Source organism: Saccharothrix sp. 6-C (assembly GCF_016695385.1).
Lineage (GTDB): Bacteria > Actinomycetota > Actinomycetes > Mycobacteriales > Pseudonocardiaceae > Actinosynnema > Actinosynnema texasense.
In genome coordinates, this window is the sequence record NZ_CP064192.1 from 6,252,739 (window position 1) to 6,269,639 (window position 16,901).

The 16,901-nt window shown below is 74.3% G+C and carries 17 protein-coding genes; 11 read left to right on the forward strand and 6 right to left on the reverse strand.

All coding sequences use genetic code 11. The features are described 5' to 3' along the window. Positions 1 to 121: 121 nt before the first annotated feature. From IOD16_RS26115 to IOD16_RS26125, 3 genes are all read left to right on the forward strand, one after another. Positions 122 to 1,369: a glycoside hydrolase family 16 protein gene (locus tag IOD16_RS26115; RefSeq protein WP_201436506.1), complete on the forward strand. Its 1,248-nt coding sequence runs from the start codon at positions 122 to 124 to the stop codon at positions 1,367 to 1,369. A 22-nt stretch (positions 1,370 to 1,391) separates the two neighbouring features. Continuing rightward, positions 1,392 to 2,471: an acyl-CoA dehydrogenase family protein gene (locus tag IOD16_RS26120; protein ID WP_201436507.1), complete on the forward strand. Its 1,080-nt coding sequence runs from the start codon at positions 1,392 to 1,394 to the stop codon at positions 2,469 to 2,471. 66 nt (positions 2,472 to 2,537) lie between these two features. Continuing rightward, entirely contained in the window at positions 2,538 to 3,506 is a 969-nt protein-coding gene (locus tag IOD16_RS26125) for an LLM class flavin-dependent oxidoreductase (RefSeq protein ID WP_201436508.1), read from the forward strand. 41 nt (positions 3,507 to 3,547) lie between these two features. Here the strand turns inward: IOD16_RS26125 and IOD16_RS26130 are convergent, their stop codons facing one another. After that, the gene (locus IOD16_RS26130) at positions 3,548 to 3,925 is read right to left on the reverse strand and encodes a chorismate mutase (protein ID WP_236594393.1); all 378 of its coding nucleotides are present in this window, start codon (positions 3,923 to 3,925) and stop codon (positions 3,548 to 3,550) included. 80 nt (positions 3,926 to 4,005) lie between these two features. After that, positions 4,006 to 4,905, reverse strand: a complete 900-nt coding sequence (locus IOD16_RS26135) for a proteasome assembly chaperone family protein (protein WP_123746473.1) — start codon at positions 4,903 to 4,905, stop codon at positions 4,006 to 4,008. Positions 4,906 to 5,069: 164 nt separating this feature from the next. On the opposite strand from IOD16_RS26135, the gene IOD16_RS26140 reads away from it, so the two are divergent. The 4 genes from IOD16_RS26140 to IOD16_RS26155 all read left to right on the forward strand — a co-directional run bounded on the left by IOD16_RS26140 (position 5,070) and on the right by IOD16_RS26155 (position 8,195). Then, positions 5,070 to 5,753 (forward strand): aspartate/glutamate racemase family protein, encoded by a 684-nt coding sequence (locus IOD16_RS26140; RefSeq protein ID WP_201436509.1) that lies wholly within the window; start codon positions 5,070 to 5,072, stop codon positions 5,751 to 5,753. A 78-nt stretch (positions 5,754 to 5,831) separates the two neighbouring features. Next, a complete protein-coding gene (locus tag IOD16_RS26145) occupies positions 5,832 to 6,374 on the forward strand; it encodes a hypothetical protein (RefSeq protein ID WP_123746471.1) in 543 nt (180 codons plus the stop codon). A gap of 286 nt (positions 6,375 to 6,660) precedes the next feature. Next, on the forward strand, positions 6,661 to 6,981 hold the full coding sequence (locus tag IOD16_RS26150) for a YciI family protein (RefSeq protein ID WP_123746470.1): 321 nt from the start codon (positions 6,661 to 6,663) through the stop codon (positions 6,979 to 6,981). Beyond that, positions 6,978 to 8,195 carry an RNA polymerase sigma factor gene (locus IOD16_RS26155; protein ID WP_201436510.1) on the forward strand — a complete coding sequence of 406 codons (1,218 nt, stop codon included), beginning with the start codon at positions 6,978 to 6,980 and terminating at the stop codon, positions 8,193 to 8,195. The genes IOD16_RS26150 and IOD16_RS26155 overlap by 4 nt, the downstream gene beginning before the upstream one ends. A 36-nt stretch (positions 8,196 to 8,231) precedes the next feature. Here IOD16_RS26155 and IOD16_RS26160 read toward each other — a convergent pair whose 3' ends face one another. After that, the gene (locus IOD16_RS26160) at positions 8,232 to 9,053 is read right to left on the reverse strand and encodes a TIM barrel protein (protein ID WP_201436511.1); all 822 of its coding nucleotides are present in this window, start codon (positions 9,051 to 9,053) and stop codon (positions 8,232 to 8,234) included. 228 nt (positions 9,054 to 9,281) lie between these two features. Between IOD16_RS26160 and IOD16_RS26165 the strand changes: the two genes are divergently transcribed. Beyond that, positions 9,282 to 10,538, forward strand: coding sequence for a hypothetical protein (locus IOD16_RS26165; RefSeq protein ID WP_201436512.1), 1,257 nt, complete (start codon positions 9,282 to 9,284; stop codon positions 10,536 to 10,538). Between the two features lie 157 nt (positions 10,539 to 10,695). Then, positions 10,696 to 11,310, forward strand: a complete 615-nt coding sequence (locus IOD16_RS26170) for a TetR/AcrR family transcriptional regulator (protein WP_123746466.1) — start codon at positions 10,696 to 10,698, stop codon at positions 11,308 to 11,310. On the opposite strand, the gene IOD16_RS26175 is transcribed toward IOD16_RS26170, so the two are convergent. Together IOD16_RS26175 and IOD16_RS26180 are read right to left on the reverse strand one after the other, a co-directional pair. Beyond that, complete coding sequence (locus tag IOD16_RS26175; RefSeq protein ID WP_201436513.1) at positions 11,291 to 12,400, reverse strand: Gfo/Idh/MocA family protein; 1,110 nt, start codon at positions 12,398 to 12,400, stop codon at positions 11,291 to 11,293. The genes IOD16_RS26170 and IOD16_RS26175 overlap by 20 nt on opposite strands. Continuing rightward, positions 12,397 to 13,131 carry a sugar phosphate isomerase/epimerase family protein gene (locus IOD16_RS26180; RefSeq protein WP_201436514.1) on the reverse strand — a complete coding sequence of 245 codons (735 nt, stop codon included), beginning with the start codon at positions 13,129 to 13,131 and terminating at the stop codon, positions 12,397 to 12,399. Before IOD16_RS26180 ends, IOD16_RS26175 begins: the two co-directional genes overlap by 4 nt. Positions 13,132 to 13,328: 197 nt before the next feature. Between IOD16_RS26180 and IOD16_RS26185 the strand changes: the two genes are divergently transcribed. Both IOD16_RS26185 and IOD16_RS26190 read left to right on the forward strand, forming a co-directional pair. Then, the gene (locus tag IOD16_RS26185) at positions 13,329 to 14,063 is read left to right on the forward strand and encodes a MerR family transcriptional regulator (protein ID WP_268957744.1); all 735 of its coding nucleotides are present in this window, start codon (positions 13,329 to 13,331) and stop codon (positions 14,061 to 14,063) included. A gap of 48 nt (positions 14,064 to 14,111) precedes the next feature. After that, positions 14,112 to 15,290, forward strand: a complete 1,179-nt coding sequence (locus IOD16_RS26190; protein WP_236594394.1) for an alpha/beta hydrolase — start codon at positions 14,112 to 14,114, stop codon at positions 15,288 to 15,290. A gap of 162 nt (positions 15,291 to 15,452) precedes the next feature. On the opposite strand, the gene IOD16_RS26195 is transcribed toward IOD16_RS26190, so the two are convergent. Then, complete coding sequence (locus IOD16_RS26195) at positions 15,453 to 16,592, reverse strand: polyprenyl synthetase family protein (RefSeq protein WP_201436517.1); 1,140 nt, start codon at positions 16,590 to 16,592, stop codon at positions 15,453 to 15,455. Positions 16,593 to 16,901: the final 309 nt, after the last annotated feature.

Here is a 16,901-nt window from a genome sequence, read left to right on the forward strand (position 1 = left end):
GTCGGGCCGGTGGGTGTCCCGGCATGACCCGACAGTAAAGCCTTCCCACTTTCATCGTGACTTGATTCAAGGTCATGCAGTAACTTTTGGACCGGCCGCCGCCAGAGTGAGAGGAGTGTCGATGAGGACACGAGTGGTGGTGAGCGCGGTCGTGCTCGCCCTCAGCGGGCTGGTCGGGCCGGCCGCCCAGGCCGGCCCCGCCCCCGCCCCCGCGCCGGGCGCCGCCGACGTGGGCGCCATGGCGGTGACCTTCGCCGAGGAGTTCAACGGCTCGGCGGGCACGCGGGTCGACGCCTCCAAGTGGAACACGGAGGTCGGCGACAACAACGGCAACAACCGCGAGCACCAGTACTACACGACGTCGGCGAGCAACGCGGCCATGGACGGCGCGGGCAACCTCGTCATCACCGCGCGCAAGGAGAACCCCGGCAACTACAACTGCTGGTACGGCCGGTGCCAGTACACCTCCGCCCGGATCAACACCGCCGGCAAGTTCACCACGACCTACGGCAAGGTCGAGGCGCGGATGAAGATGCCGCGCGGCAAGGGCATCTGGCCCGCGTTCTGGATGCTGGGCCAGGACATCAACTCCGGCAACCCGTGGCCGAACAGCGGCGAGATCGACATCATGGAGTTCCTGGGCCACGACCTGGACACCGTGTACGGCACCATCCACGGTCCCGGCTACTCCGGCGCGGGCGGCGTGGGCGCCGCCTTCAACGGGCCGAACTTCGCCGACGGCTTCCACACCTTCGCCATCGAGTGGTCGCCGACGGGCATCGCGTGGTCCGTGGACGGCAACGTCTACCAGCGCCGCACGCCCGCCGACGTGAGCGGCAAGCAGTGGGTGTTCAACAAGCCGTTCTTCATCATCCTGAACCTCGCGGTCGGCGGCGAGTGGCCGGGCTACCCGGACGCGAGCACCACGTTCCCGCAGCAGTTCGTGATCGACTACGTGCGCGTGTCGACGGCGGACGGCAACCCGCCCGCCGGCGGCCGGATCACCGGCATCGGCGGCAAGTGCGTGGACGTGGCCGGCGCGAACTCCGCCAACGGCACGCCCGTGCAGCTGTACGACTGCAACGGCACCGCGGCCCAGCAGTGGTCGCGGCCGGGTGACGGCACGATCCGCGCGCTGGGCAAGTGCCTGGACGCGGCGTCGGGCGGCACGGCGGACGGCACGCTGGTCCAGCTGTGGGACTGCAACGGGAGCGGCGCCCAGAAGTGGGCGGTGAGCGGCGCCAACGACATCGTGAACATCCAGGCGAACAAGTGCCTGGACGCGCAGAACAACAGCTCCGCCAACGGCACCCGGTTGCAGCTGTGGACCTGCCTCGGCTCGGCCAACCAGAAGTGGGCCGTGGCGTGACCGGACCCGGCATGATCAGGGCATGCACAGCCTGATCAGAGCGGAAGCGGCCAAGGCCGACCACGACCGCCGACTCTCCCCGGCGGTCGTGGCGGCACTGGTCGAGGCGGGCGCGACGCGGATGCTCGCGCCCGCCTCCCTCGGCGGCGGCGAGGTGGACCTGCCGTCGTGGGTGGTGGCGATCGAGGACCTGGCCCGCGCGGACGGGTCGGCCGGGTGGACCGCGATGACGACCAGCGCGACGTCGTCGCTGGCCTGGTACCTGCCGCCGGACACGGCCGCCGAGGTGTTCGGCTCGCCGAAGTCGGTGATCGCGGGCACGGCCGCCCCGGTGGGCGCCGTCGTCGCGGCGGACGGCGGCCACCGCGTGACCGGCCGCTGGGGCTGGGGCAGCGCGGTGCCGCTGTGCGACTGGGTGGTCGGCGGCGCGATGACCCCGGACGGCCCGCGGCTGATGATCTTCCCGTCGGCCGACGTGACGGTGCACGACACCTGGCACGCGACCGGCCTGCGGGCGACGCAGTCCCACGAGTGGGAGGTCGCGGACGCGTTCGTGCCGGCACGCCGCCAGGTGTGGCCGCCGGCCCTGCGGGTGCCCGGACCGCTGCCCGCGTTCCCGTTCTTCGCGTTCCTGGCCGTCGGGGTGGCGGCGGTGGCCCTGGGGATCGCCGCCCGGTCGGTCGAGGAGGTCGAGGCGCTGGCGGTGACCAAGACGCCGCAGCACGGCCGAGGCCCGCTGGCGGAGGAGGCGGACGCGCAACGCGACCTGGGCACGGCCGAGGCACGGCTGTCGGCGGCGCGGGCCTTCCTGCGCGCCGAGGTGGCGGCCCGGTGGGCGGCGGCGGTGGCCGGCACGCCGAGCACGCCGCAGGAGCGGGCACGCCTGCGCCTGGCGTGCTCCCACGCCGCGGCGGAAGCCTCGTCGATCACCCGCCTCGCGTTCGACGTCGGCGGCGGCACCTCGGTCTTCGAGTCCTCGCCGCTCCAGCGCTGCCTGCGGGACGCCCAGGTGGCCGCCCAGCACGCCATGGTGTCCCGCCGCCTGTTCGAGACCTACGGCAAGGTCAAACTGGGCGTCCCCACCGACACCACCCGCCTGTGACCCCTCCCCCTCGCCCGGTGGTCCGCGGACCGGAATGTGGTGGCGGCCGGAACCGTTGACCTCGTCGTGAGGCTTTCCGTGCTGGACCGGTCCCGGGTGCGGGCCGGGAGCGGCCACCCCGAAGCGCTGCGCGACACGGTCGCGTTCGCCCGCCAGGCGGAACAGCTCGGCTACCACCGCTTCTGGGTCTCCGAGCACCACGGCGTGCCGGGCGTGGCCGGTTCCGCGCCGACGGTGCTGGCGGCGGCCGTCGCCGCGGCGACGTCCCGGATCAGGGTCGGCACCGGCGGCGTGATGCTGCCCAACCACCAGCCGCTGGTCGTCGCCGAGCAGTTCGGGGTGCTGGAGTCGCTGTTCCCGGGCCGGATCGACATGGGCCTCGGGCGGTCCGTCGGCTTCATCGACGCGGTCCGCAAGGCGTTGGGGCACGACAAGGAGGACGCCGCCGACTTCGGCCGCGGGCTCACCGAGCTGCTGGGCTACTTCACCGGCGACCGGGCGGTGCGCGGCTACCCGGCCGACGGCCTGCGCGTGCCACCGTTCGTCCTGGCCACCGGCGCGGGCGCCCGCGTGGCCGCCGCGCACGGCGTCCCGCTGGTCATCGGCTCGTTCCGCGGCGAAGACGCCATGATCGACGCCATCACCGCCTACCGCACCGGGTTCCGCCCGTCGACCTGGGCCGAGGAGCCGTACGTGGTGATCTCGTCGACGGTGGCCGTCGCGGACACCGCGGAGGACGCCTGGCGGCTCCTCGTGCCGGAGGCCTGGGCCATGGCCCACTCCCGCACCCGAGGCGACTTCCCGCCGCTGAGCGCGCCGGACGACGTCCTCGCCCAACCGATGACCAGCCGTGAGCGCGGGCTGTTCGAGCAGTCGCTCCGAGGCCACGTCCACGGCACGCCGTCGGAAGTCGCCAAGGCCCTCGACCACCTCGTCCACCGCACCGCCGCCGACGAGGTCCTCGTCACCACCAGCACCTACGACCGCGCCGCCATGCTCGACTCGTACCGCCTGCTGGCCGGTCTGTACCTCTGACCGGCTCCCCGCTCACCGCCCTCGAACGGGCTGGCGACCGGTCACGCCCCGGACGGGCCCCCGGCGCCCCGACCCGCGGCGTGCTGCGCCAGCTCGACCTCGATGAACGCCCCGATCATCGCCCGCCACACCGCCTCCGCCACCACGGGCTCCAACCCGGCCGCCGCCGCCCGCTCCCGCACCGACGCGATCACCTTCGCGACCCGGTCCGGCGCGCGGACCGCCTGGTCGTCCACCTTGAACGCCGCGGCGGCCCGCACCAGGTCCTGCCGTCGCGCCAGCAGGCGCACCAGCTCGGAGTCGATCACGTCGATCCGCGCCCGGACCTCGTCCAGCGAGGCCGGAGGCAGCGCCGGGGACGGGGTCGGCGTCGCGGGCGAGGACGCGGAGTCGAAGTCGGGCACCCCGACATCATCCACGACCCACCCGGTCGGGCACCGGCCCGCCCGGCCCCGCGCGGCGTGGTGCGGGGCCGACCGGTGGCGTGGTGAGCGGCCGGTCAGTGGTCGCGTTGCTGCTCGGCCAGGAAGCGCTCGAACTCCGCGCCGAGCTCGTCGGCGCTGGGCAGCTGTTCGTCGTCGTTGATCAGCAGGTTGTCCGACGCCTCGGTGAAGGCGTCGTACTGCCGCTCCAGCGCCTCGACGACCTGCGCGACCTCCGCCGACTCCGACACCTGCCGGGTGATCTCGGCGTCCGTGCGCCGGGCCGCCTCGTTCAGGGCGGCGGCCTGGACGACCAGGCCCGTCGACTTCGTCAGCGCCTGGAGCAGGCTCAACGCGGCGGCGGGGTAGGTGCCCTGCGCGAGGTAGTGCGGCACGTAGGCGGCGAAGCCCATGGCGTCGTGGCCGGACTCCCCGAGCCGCAGCTCCAGCAGCGCCGACAGGTTGCCCGGCACCTGCACCCGGCTGAACGGCGAGCCCTCCACGACCAGCTCCGGCCTGGTGGCGTGCGAGATCACCGACAGCTTCCGGGTGTGCGGGACGCCCATCGGGATGCCGTGGAAACCGATCGCGAGGCGCAGGCCCCACCGCTCGATCAGCGACCGCACCGCCGCGGCCACCGCTTCCCACCGGCGGTCCGGCTCGGGACCGGTCATCAGCAGGAACGGCGTGCCCACCGCGTCGTGCATCAGGTGCACCACCAGCTCGGGGGCGTCGTAGGACTCCCACCGGTCGGTCGCGTAGGTCATCGTCGGCCGCCGGGCGCGGTAGTCGATCAGGTCGTCGACGTCGAACCGGGCGATCACCCGGTGTTCGTGCACCTCCAGCAGGTGGGCGGCCAGGGTCGCGCCCGCCGCACCGGCGTCCATGAAGCCGTCGAAGTGGTGCAACAGCACCGCTCCGGTCAGGTCCGGGACGTCGGAGTCGACCTCGAACAGATCCTCCGGGTCCAGCGCCACCGCGTGCCTCCCCAAGTGCTCACATGCCAGTCCTCCCCTCCGTCAACGTCGGCCGACCACTGATCCATTCCCCGATCCCGTCGGGCATTCGAGCGAGACGGACGAGCCACGGTGACGGAGCTAATCCGGTTGCCCGCGGACGGTGGGCCGACACAATCGTCGCCATGCGAACCATCGGGTTGATCGGCGGGATGAGCTGGGAGTCGTCCGCCGAGTACTACCGGCTGCTCAACGAGGAGACGCGGCGCCGGCTCGGCGGGCACCACTGCGCGCCCAGCCTGCTGCTGACCGTCGACTTCGCCGAGGTCGAGCGGTTGCAGCGGACGGGCCAGTGGGAGCGGTCGGGCGAGCTGCTGGCCGAGGCCGCGCGCAAGCTCGAAGGCGCGGGCGCCGAGTTGGTCCTCTTGTGCACCAACACCATGCACAAGGTCGCCGACGCCATCACGGACGCCGTCAAGGTGCCGTTCGTGCACATCGTGGACGCCACGGCCCGGAGGTTGACCGGGTACCGCAAGGTGGGCCTGCTCGGCACCCGGTTCACCATGGAGCAGGACTTCTACCGCGACCGGATGCGCGCGCACGGCGTCGAGGTGGTCGTCCCGGACGAGCCGGACCGCACGCTCGTGCACGACGTGATCTACCAGGAGCTGACCCGCGACCGGGTCGAGCCGGCGTCGCGCGCCGCCTACCGGGACGTGATGGCACGCCTGGTCGACCGGGGCGCGGAAGCGGTGGTCCTGGGCTGCACCGAGATCACCCTGCTGGTCGACCAGTCCGACAGCGCCGTGCCGCTGGTCGACTCCACCCGCGTCCACGTCGAGGCGGGCGTCGACCTCGCGCTGGCCTGAGGCCGGGGCGGGCACCCGGATCGACGGTCGGGGATCTCCCTGAGGCCCGCCACGTCGGCGTGCGGCAGAGTGGACGGCATGGAGCTCACCCCGCGCGCCCTGTTCGGCCTGGCCAGGACGACCGTCGAGACCGCCGTGTCGGTGCCGGGCCGCGTGCTCGACCTGCTCGGCGCGGCGGAGGCCGTCGTGCGCCGCGCCGACGAGATGGTCACCCGCACCGAGCGGGTGCTGGCGGAGACCGAGGCGCTGGTCGGGCGGGCGAAGGCGGTCACCGCGGCGGCCGAGGACGTCACGACCGACGTCGGCCGCACCGCCCGGACGTCACGCGAGCTGCTGGACAGCTACGCGCCCATCGCGCAGAAGGCGCAGCCGCTGGCTCAGCGGTTCGTGGACGACCTGTCGCCCCACGAGGTGGACGCCGCCGTGCAGCTGGTGGACCAGCTCCCGGTGCTGACCAAGCACCTGATCGAGGACGTGCTGCCGATCCTGGCCACGCTGGACCGCGTCGGACCGGACATCCACCAGCTGCTGGAGGTCACCAACGACGTCCGGCAGGCGATCCTGGGCATCCCCGGCTTCACGTTCATGCGCCGCCGCGGCGAGGCCAAGGAAGACGACTAGGCGCACCGGGAACGTCGCCGGCGTGGGTGGAGCTGCTCGGCGACCGGCGACCCGACCCCGACGAGCGGTTCGCACTCGCGTCGGTTGCTCCTCGTCGAGCTCGGGCGGATGCGGCCGCGTCACCGGGCGGCTTGGCGACGGGTTCCGGCGCCGCGTCGGACAGCGCGGCGTCGGCCTCGGCCGCGGCCGGCTCCCCCGCCGCGGAAAAGATCTTCAGACGGGGTGTCCTCCTCGGCGGACCCCGTTCGTCGTAGTGGTGGAATGCACCGGACGACAGGGGAGACCGATGAAGTACATGCTGCTGATCTGCGTCGACGGCGACATCGAGCCGACCGAGGGCGACCCGACCATCGAGCAGTGGCTGGCCGAGGTCGGGGACCGGCGGCTGGACGGCTCCCAGCTGCGGTCGGTCCAGGACGCCACGACCGTGCGGACGCGCGGTGACGAGGTGCTGCTGAGCGACGGGCCGTTCGCCGAGACGAAGGAGCAGATCGTCGGCTACGACGTCGTCGACTGCGCCGACCTGGACGAGGCGATCCGGATCGCCTCCCGGCACCCGTGCGCGCGGTTCGGGTCGGTCGAGGTGCGGCCCTTCTACACCGGATGACGGTCGAGGCGGAGGTCTCGGAGCTGTTCCGGGCCGAACGGGGGCGGATCGTGGCGACGCTGATCCGTCTCACCGGCGACTGGGACCTGGCCGAGGAGTGCGTGCAGGACGCCTTCGCGCGGGCGCTGGAGTGCTGGCCGCGCGAAGGCGTCCCCCAGCGCCCCGGCGCGTGGTTGACCACGACCGCCCGCAACCGCGCGCTGGACCGGTTGCGGCGGTCGAGCGTGGAGGCGGCGAAGCTGCGGGAGGTGGTGGCGACGCCGGACGACCCGCCCGGGGAGGAGGACGACGGCATCGGCGACGACCTGCTGAGGTTGGTCTTCACGTGCTGCCACCCGGCGTTGACGCTGGAGGCGCGGGTCGCGCTGACCCTGCGCACCGTCGCCGGCCTGACCACGCCGGAGATCGCGCGGGCGTTCCTGGTGCCGGAGGCGACGATGGCCAAGCGGCTGGTGCGGGCGCGGCAGAAGATCCGCAACGCCCGCATCCCGTACCGGGTGCCGCCGGCCCACCTGCTGCCCGAGCGCACGGGTGGCGTGCTGGCTGTGCTGTACCTGTTGTTCAACGAGGGCTACGCGGCCGGCGGTGGCGCCGACCTGTCGCGGCGGGACCTGTGCGTGGAGGCGATCCGGCTGGCACGCACGCTGGTCGCTTCGATGCCCGACGAGCCGGAGGCGGTCGGGCTGCTCGCGCTGGCGCTGTTGCAGGACTCCCGCCGGGACGCGCGGTTCGACCACGCGGGCGACCTCGTGCCGCTCGACGAGCAGGACCGGTCCCGGTGGGACGGCGCGCAGGTCGAGGAGGGCGTGGCGCTGCTGGACTCGGCGCTGCGCCGCGGCCGGCCGGGTCCGTACCAGGTGCAGGCCGCCATCGCCGCCTGCCACGCCACGGCCGCGCGGGCGCAGGACACGGACTGGCCCCAGATCGCCCTGCTCTACGGCGAGCTGGTCAAGCTCGTCCCGTCGCCGGTCGTGCGGTTGAACCGGGCGGTGGCCGTGGCGATGGCGGACGGCCCGGCGGCCGGGCTGGCGCTGGTGGACGACCTCGCCGACGAGGTGACCGGTCACCTGCTCCCGGCCACCAGGGCGGACTTCCTGCGGCGCCTGGGCCGCGGGGCCGAAGCGCTCGCCGCCTACGAGCGGGCCCGCGCCCTGGCCCCGACCGACGCCGAGCGCCGCCACCTCACCCGCCTGATCGGCGCGTTGGGCGGGTGAGGTGGCGGCCCGGGAGCCGCGTCTCGCGCGCGGGCCTCAGAACCGCAGGTCCACCAGGTAGTCGTACCCCACCCGGGCGGTGACGAGGGCGTCGCGCGGCTGGTCGTTCTCCACGATGTACTCGGTCACGTTCGCGGCCCGGAAGATGGCCGCGAAGTCGATCGTGCCGGTGCCCGGGTCGGCGAACGACCCGTCGGCCGCCCGGTCCTTCACGTGGAACTGCCGGACCCTGGGGAAGTTCGCCCGGTGCACCGCCACCGGGTCGACCCCGCCGGTCACCGCCCAGTACAGGTCCAGCTCCAGGTGCACGTTGCGCGGCGTCGTCCCCGCCGTGATCACGTCGAACGGCCGGACGCCCGCCAGCTCGGCGAACTCGTGCGCGTGGTTGTGGTAGCCGAGGCTCAGCCCGGCGCGCCGCAACCTGTCCCCCGCCGCCTCCAACCGCGCGGTGAACGCCCGCCACTCCGCCAGGGTGGCGTGGTTCACCCACGGCACCACCACGTACCGGTGCCCGAGGGTGCGCGCGTCGGCGATCACCTGGTCGAGGTCGCCGTCGATGCCCACGTGGCTGGACGTGGCCCGCAGCCCGCACCGCCGCAGCACGGCGGCGAACTCGGCCGCGCTGCGACCGTACGTGCCGGCCAGCTCGACCTTGCGGTAACCGATGTCCGCCAGCGCCGACAGCACGGGTTCCGGGTCGTCGCCCATGATCCCGCGCAGGGTGTAGAGCTGGATGCTGATCGACTCCTTCGGCACGCGGCGGCGGCGCGGGTGGCCGGCGGCGGACGCGGTGGCGGGCAGGGCGACGGCCGCGCCGGTGGCGAGGGCGGTGCCGAGGAACGTGCGGCGGGACGGCATGGGTGACTCCTCGATCAGCTGACGTCGGTCGTCCGGGCATCGCGGCGACGGCCTTGTGGTCCAGCTCACAACGCAAGGCGTGCGCCATTCTGTTCAGGATCAACCGAAGTTCGCAAGACTTTTGCCAGTTCTAGACAAAAGTCAGGGCCGAACGGCCGAAGCCCCCGCCCTCGCGCGCACGGTCCGTCGACACCGACGCCCCGGCCCGCGGTGGTCCACAATGGGCCGGTGGACGTGCTGCCGTGCGGGCATGCCGCGTACGCCGCCGACTCCCGAGGCTGCGCGCACCTCGTCGTGGAACGGCCCCCTGACCACTACGGGTGGTTCACCGGGGTCGGCTTGGCCTACGACCGGCTCTGCGAGGCGTGCGCGAAGCGGGACGACCCGCCCCTGATCGTGCTGTGCGTCGGGTGCGAGGAGCGGGTGGAGGACTACAGCGAGCTGGTCGGCTGGCTCGGCCGGCCGGAGGTCCGCCGGCACGACGCCGATCCCGGAGGCACGTGGACGAGCGCCGACTGCGCGGCGGAACCGCTGAACGCGTGGAGCGTGGCGGCCTTGCCCGGCGGTTGGCTGGTGCTCACCGAAGCCGGTCTGGTGCGCGTCGACGGGACCGGGACGGCGTTCGTCGCGCCGGTGTCGCTGCCCGTCGAGCCGGCGGACCTGCGCTCGCCCGACCCGCCGCGCCCGGCGCTGCACACCTCGCCGGACGGGCGGCACGCCGCGGTGGTGACCGACTTCGGCCGGCACGGCGTCGTGCTCGACCTGGTCGCCGGCGCGCCGGTGCTGACCCTGGACCGGGGTGACTACCGCTACCGCCAGACGTGCTTCCCGCTGGCGTTCGTCGGCTCGGACCGGGACGCGGTCGTCGTCGCCGCGACCGACTGGAACCGGCTCGACGCGATCGACCTCGCCTCCGGCCGGCTGCTCACCGGGCGGGTGACGGCGTGGTCGGGCGACGGGCCGAAACCGGAGCACTACCTGGACTACTTCCACGGCGCGCTGCTGCTCGACCCGTCGGGGCGGTGGCTGCTGGACGACGGCTGGGTGTGGAGCCCGTCCGGCGTGACGCTCGTGCACGACGTGGCGGCGTGGCTGGGCGGCGACGCGCACGCGACCGAGCACGGCAGGCAGCTCGCCGTGCGGGAGGCGTGGGACGTGCCGATGGCGTGGGTGGACGAGCGCACCGCGGTGCTCCAGCCGATCGACCGCCACGACCGGCCGGCGGTGGCCGGCGTCGAGGTGCACGACGTGGTGGACGCGCGGCGGGTGGCGGCGTTCGCCGGTCCGGTCGGGCGGATGTGGGGGCACGACGGCCTGCTCTACGTCGGCACGGCGGCGGGGCTGGAGGTCTGGGACCCCGTGGACGGCGCGCGGACGGGCGTGGTCGAGGGCTTCACGCCGATCGCGCACAACCCGCGCACCGGCAGGTTCGCCGAACTGGCGGCCGGACGGCTCAGGACGTGGACCCCGGAACCACCACCGTGAGCCGGGCGCCGCCGGGTCGGAGTCGTCGCTCCATGCGGGAGGTCCCCTTGATCCGCGCGCGGGCCCACGTCGTGTTCTCCGGCAGGTCGTCACCACCCAGCACATCTCCGACTGCGGGCTCACCCACCTGGCCGTCGGCGTGCGGCATGATGTCCGCGTGCGCGAGACGACGGCGGGCCCCGCGACCGGCGGTTACGCGAAGGGCCGCATCCGGCGCGAGGACATCATCACCGCGGCGGTCGCGGTGTACGGGGAGGCCGGGTACCACGGGTCGTCGTTGCGCGAGATCGCCAAGCGCGCCGGGATCACGCACGCGGGGCTGCTGTACTACTTCCCCACCAAGGAAGCGCTGCTCGCCGCGGTGCTGGAGCGCCGTGACGCGGAGGACGCCGAGCGGGAGCAGCTCCAGGCCGCTCCCGGCGTCGACGTCCTGCGCCACTTCCTCGCCCTGGCCGAGCACAACGTGCGCCACCCCGGCATCGTCGACCTCTACTCGCGGCTGGCCGCCGAGGCCGTCGCCGAGGACCACCCGGCGCACGACTACTTCGTCCGCCACTACCGGGCGGCCCGCGAGGGCGTGGTCGGCTCGTTCCGGGCCCTCGCGGACCGCGGCGAACTCCGCCCCGGCGTCGACCCGGCGGCGGCGGCGCTGACGTTCGTCGCGTTGATGGACGGCTTGCAGGTCCAGTGGCTGACCACGCCGGACGAGGTCGACCTGGTCGGCTCGTTGCGGTTCTACCTCGGCGGCCTGCTCACCGTCCCGCTCGGCTGAGGGTCGTCGCGGTCGGGTCCCAGTCGACCGGCAGGGCGGGTGGCGGCTCGACCGTGCTGCCGACGTCCACCGCGCGCCCCGACCCGATGGACCGCTCCACGGCCAGCATGGCGTCCAGCACGTGGTACGCGAGCTCGCCGGAGGCGCGTTCCGGCTCGCCGGCCCGGATCGCCCGCGCCAGCTCCAGCACACCCGTGCCGCGCGTCGCCTGGTGCCCCTGCGGCGCAAGCGTTTGCACGCCGTCGAACAGGTGCACCGCGGTCGCGCCGCCGAAGCCGTTCGGGTCGGGCAGCACGGCGGTGCCCAGCGTCCCGGCGACCTCCACGAAACCCGTGCGGGACAACGCCGAGTCGAAGCTGAACACGGCCTGCGCGGTGCCGCCGCGCTCGAACTCGACCAGGGCGGTCACCGTGGTCGGCACGGTCACCGCGAACTCGACGCCCGCGCGCGGCCCGGAGCCGATCACCCGCGTGTCCCGGGCCCGACCGCCGGTGGCGGTGACCCGGCTGATCGGGCCGAGCAGGTGCACCAACCCGGTCAGGTAGTACGGCCCCATGTCGAGCAACGGCCCGCCGCCCGCCTGGAACAGGAACTCCGGCGCGGGGTGCCAGCTCTCCGGGCCCGGCGTCTGGAACAGGGCCAGCGCGGTGCGCGGCTCGCCGATGCGCCCGGCGTCGACGGCCCGCCGCGCGGTCTGCCACCCGGCGCCGAGCAGGGTGTCGGGCGCGCACGCGACGCGCAGGCCCCGCCGTGCGGCCAGGTCGAGCAGGTCGCGCGTGCCGCGCAGGTCCAGCCCGAGCGGTTTCTCCACCCAGACGTGCTTCCCGGCCTCGACCGCGGCCCGGCTGACCGCGACGTGCGCGGCGGGCACGGTCAGGTTGACCACGATCCCGATGTCCGGGTCGGCCAGCAGCTCCTCCACAGTGGACGATCGCGGCACGCCGTGCCGGATCGCCCGCGCCGCCGCGCGTTCCGGGTCGAGGTCGGCCACGGCCCGCACCCGCACGTCCGGGAAAGCGGTCAGGTTGCGCAGGTACTCGTCGCTGATGACGCCCGTGCCGACGACCCCGACGCCGACCGGGGCGCTCACGCCGCGACCTCGGCGAGGAACGCGTAGCTCTCGGCCAGGCCGGCGAACAGGTCGCCGTCGTAGGCGTCGAACTCGACCACGCGCAGCGCGTGCGGCGCGGCGGCCAGCACCTCCGCCACCGGCACGCGCCCCTGACCGGCCGGGACCTGGCCCGACGCGTCCTGCGCGAGACCGCCGTCCTTGACGTGGATCGCGTGCACGCGGTCGCCGAGGCGGCGCAGCAACGCGGGCGCGTCCTCGCCGCCGACCGTCGCCCAGTAGGTGTCGACTTCCAGCACCACCTCGGGGTCGAGGCGGTCGGCCAGCACCTCGAACGCGCTGCGGCCGTCGATCCGGGACGCCAGCTCCCACCAGTGGTTGTGGTAGCCGACGCGGACGCCGTGCTCGGCGGCGACCCGGGCGGCGGCGTTGAGCGCGGACGCGGTGGCGGCGATGTCGGCCGGGTCCCGCCAGCGCTCGGCGTCCACGTGCGGGTCGATCACCACCTCGATGCCGCACTCGGCCGCGGCGGCGAAGACGGCGGCCTGGTCGGCGCCGATGAGCTGCGCGTGCGCGGTCGGCGCGGTGAGGCCGTGCTCGGGCAAGGCGGTGCGCAGCACGTCGGCGTTCTCCAGGACGCCGTAGGGCTCGACGTGGGTGAAGCCGATGGCGGCGAGGCGCCGCAGGGTGTCGGAGGGATCGGCCGCGAACGCGTCGCGGACGGAGTAGAGCTGCACGGAGGTCCTGCTCATCACGGGCTCCTGACGTCGTCGTCGGCATGCGTGGAAGCGCTCCCACAGATTTCTACCACCTGGTAGAAATTCGCGCTACGGCGTGCCGTCGTCACCCGTCCGGGCAATGGACTTGAACCTGACGCCACGTGAGGTTCCAGGGTCGGTGCCATGAGCGCTGAGGGTGCCTCGACCAGCCGCGGTGGAGCGTCGGCGCCCTGGCCAAGGTCGCCGGGATGACGGTCCGGACGCTGCACCACTACGACGAGCTGGGCCTGCTGCGGCCCGGCGAGCGCACGCCGTCCGGCCACCGGCGCTACACCGAGGCGGATCTGCACCGGCTCTACCAGATCCGGCTGCTGAGGCAGCTCGGCATGTCGTTGGAGGAGATCGGCGGCGTGCTGACCGGCGCGGCCGACGCCGGGCCGCTCGCCCGGGTGCTCGCCGCGCACCTGGGACAGCTGGACGAGCAGGTGTGGCGGCTCAACGCGCTGCGCCGCCAGACGAGGGGTCTGCTCGTCCAGCTGAGCGGGCCGACCCGGCCGGACCCCGACCGGCTCCTCGCCTTGCTGGGCAGCACCACGATCTTCGACGGGCACCTCACCCGGGAACAGCGCGACTTCCTGGACGAGCACGCCTTCGAGGTCGGCCCGGACGCCCGCAGGAGGCTCGACGAGGAATGGCCCGACGTGCTCGCGAAGGTGGTCGGGCACTACCGCGCGGGCGACCCGGTGGACGACCCGGAGGTCCGCCGGACCGCCCGGCGCCTGGTCGACGTCGGCGAGACGTTCGCCGCCGGCGACCGGGAGATCCTGCGCTCGATGGGGGCGTTCTTCCGGGAGAACGGCCGGGGCGTGCTGCGGGACGTGCTGCCGGGGCAGCCGGTGGACGACCTCGGCGACGGCCTGTGGGACTACGTGGCCCGCATGTACGCGGCGCTGTCAGCCGACTGAAGAACTGCCCGGAACCGAACAGGGGGAGACATGTTCCACAGGACGAGTGTGCCCGCAGCGGCCCTGGCGGTCCTCGCCGCGACGCTGACCGGCGTCGCCGAGGCCGAGCCGGGCCCGGACGCGCGCCCGGCCCCGGACCTGGTCTTGAGCCTGCCCGCGCCGACCGGCCCGCACCACGTCGGCGTCACCGCGCTGCACCTGGTCGACACCGAGCGGCCGGACCCGTGGTCCGGTGACGGCCGGCCGCGCGAGGTGGTGGTCTCGGTGCACTACCCCGCGTCGGACGTCCGCGACCACCCGGTCGCGCCGCAGCTGACGCCGGGCGCGGCGGCGGCGTTCCCGTCGTACGCGCCGTGGGGGTTCCCGCACCTGCCGACCAGCGGCGTGGACTGGGCCGCCACGCTCACCCACTCGCACGTGGACGCGCCGGCGCGTCCCGGGCGCCGACCGGTCGTGCTCTACAGCCCCGGGTTGGTCGAGCCGCGCGCGTTCGGCGTGAACACCGCCGAGGAGCCGGCGAGCCGGGGCTACGTCGTGGTGACGATCGACCACCCCGGCGAGACCTTCACCGTCGACCTGCCGTCCGGGCTGCGGCCGGTCGGCCTGCCCGGTCGGCCCGACGCGGATCCGCCGCTCTACCGGGCGGTGATCGCCACCCGGCTCGCGGACACGGACCTCGTGCTCGACCGGCTGGAGGTCCTGGCGGCGGGCGGCAACCCCGACGCCGGGGGCCGCGCGCTCCCGAGGCACCTCGGCCGCGCCCTCGACCTGCGTCGGGTCGGCATGTACGGCCAGGGGCTGGGCGGCACGATCGCCGCCGAGGCGATGTACGAGGACCAGGGCGGGCGAATCGACGCGGCGATCAACCTGGAGGGCTTCCTGGACTACCACCCGGAGCAGCCCGGCCAGGACGGCGAGCTGCTGCCCGTCGCCCGGCACGGAGCCGGCCGGCCGTTGCTGCTGATCGGCACCGAGGGCTTCCGGAACGACCGCTACCGGCGCGCGTGGGCGGCGGCGCTCGCGCACGACCACGTCCGGCAGCACGTGATCGCCGACGCGAACCACTGGGCGTTGACCGACTTCGCCGCCACCGTGCCGCAACTGCACGCGGCGGGCTTGATGGACGACGCCGGGCGCGCGGCGATGGTCGGCGCGCTCGACCCGGCCGTCGCGGTGCCGACCGTGCGCCGGCACGTGGTGTCCTTCTTCGACCGCGCCCTGCGCTAGGACCGCAGGGCCGCCACCGCGGCGGCCGGGTGGTCGGCCGTGATGCCGGTGGCCGGCGCCGGCCCGCGCGCCGGGTTCGACCAGGCCCGCCGCACCGCCCACAGCGGCCTCACCGGGTCGACGTCGGCCGGACCCGAAGGAGCCGCCCGGCTCGTCGAAGGCTCACGTGCCGCTGCGCGTGCGCTGGGCCGGTGTGGTCACGCTCCTCGGCCGGCGGGTCGTGAGGGCGACCAGCTCCGCCAGCGACGCCTTGGCGGCCGGGCTCGTCGCCGACGACCGCAGCGCGCCCGACGCCCGGTCCGCGCGGGCCTTGATCAGCCGTTCCACCCGGGCCACCGCCCCGGTCGCGACCACCACGTCGCGCAGCCGCGCGGCCCGCTCCTCGTCCAGCTCCGGATCGCCGTGCAGGGTCGAGATCACCTCGAGCTGCTCGGGGGTGGCCTGCTGCCGGGCCAAGGCCATCAGCACGGTCGGCCTGCCGCCGCGCAGGGCCTGCGGGGAAGGCCTGCCGGGCACCTCGGGGTCGCCGAACACGCCGAGCAGGTCGTCGCGCAGCTGGAACGCCTCGCCGACCGGCCTCCCGTACGCGCCGCAGAACCGGGTCAGCGCCTCGCCGCCGCCGGTGGGCGCCTCGCCGCCGCCGGCCAGCGCCACGCCGACGCGCAACGGCAGCTCCACCGCGTACCGGGCGGTCTTGAGCCGGATCATCCGCCACGCCGACCGCACCGGGTCCGCCGTGGAGCGCGGGTCGCCGCCGAGGTCGAGGCACTGCCCGGCGATCAGCTCGGTGCGCATGGTGTGCAGCAGCGCGCGCACCTCGCGCCACCGCGCCCGGTCGACCTCGGCCCGGTCCAGCAGCTCGTCGGTCCACGTGGAGCACAGGTCGCCCGCCAGGATGGCGAGGTTCACGCCGAACCGCTCGGCCGCCGTCGGGTCGCCGTCGACACCGGGGAACCGCTCGGCGAGCGCCCGGTGCACGGTCGGCCGGCCGCGCCGCAGCTCGGCGTGGCTCATGATGTCGTCGTGCACCAGCGCGAAGGTGTGGAACATCTCCAGCGCCGCGCCGGTCCACGCCACCGCGGGATCGTCGGACGAGCCGCCCGCGGCGAGGAAACCGCAGTGGCACGCCGAGGGTCCCAACCGCGGGCCGCCGGCCACGAACCCGCGCAGCACGTCCACCAGCGGCGGCAGGCACGGGTCGGGCGCGGTGCGCGCCTTCTCCGCCAGGAAGCGGTCGAGCGTCGCGTCCACCCCGGCGCGGACCTCGGCGAGGTCGCCGCGCACGGCGTCGGTGACAGTCATGGAACCTCCACGAGCACGGACAGGACCGGCTTCCGGTGAGCACGCGCGGAGCGGGCGCGCGTCGGGTGCGCACGGCCGCGGTCCAGCGGCCGGACGTGGCCACCTCCCGGCGCTCTCGAAGCTAACACCGGCGGGGCGGGACCGACGCCCGACGACCCGTTCGGGGACCGTCCCACCTGCGTCTCCGGCCCTTGGGCGACGACGTCGGAAGCAGCGGTTCCCCGTTTTCCGCGAACCACACGCACACGTCCGTGTGGCGCCCGCGATCTCGTTCGCGTGAAACGCGGCGGCCCGCTTGTCCCGGCCGGC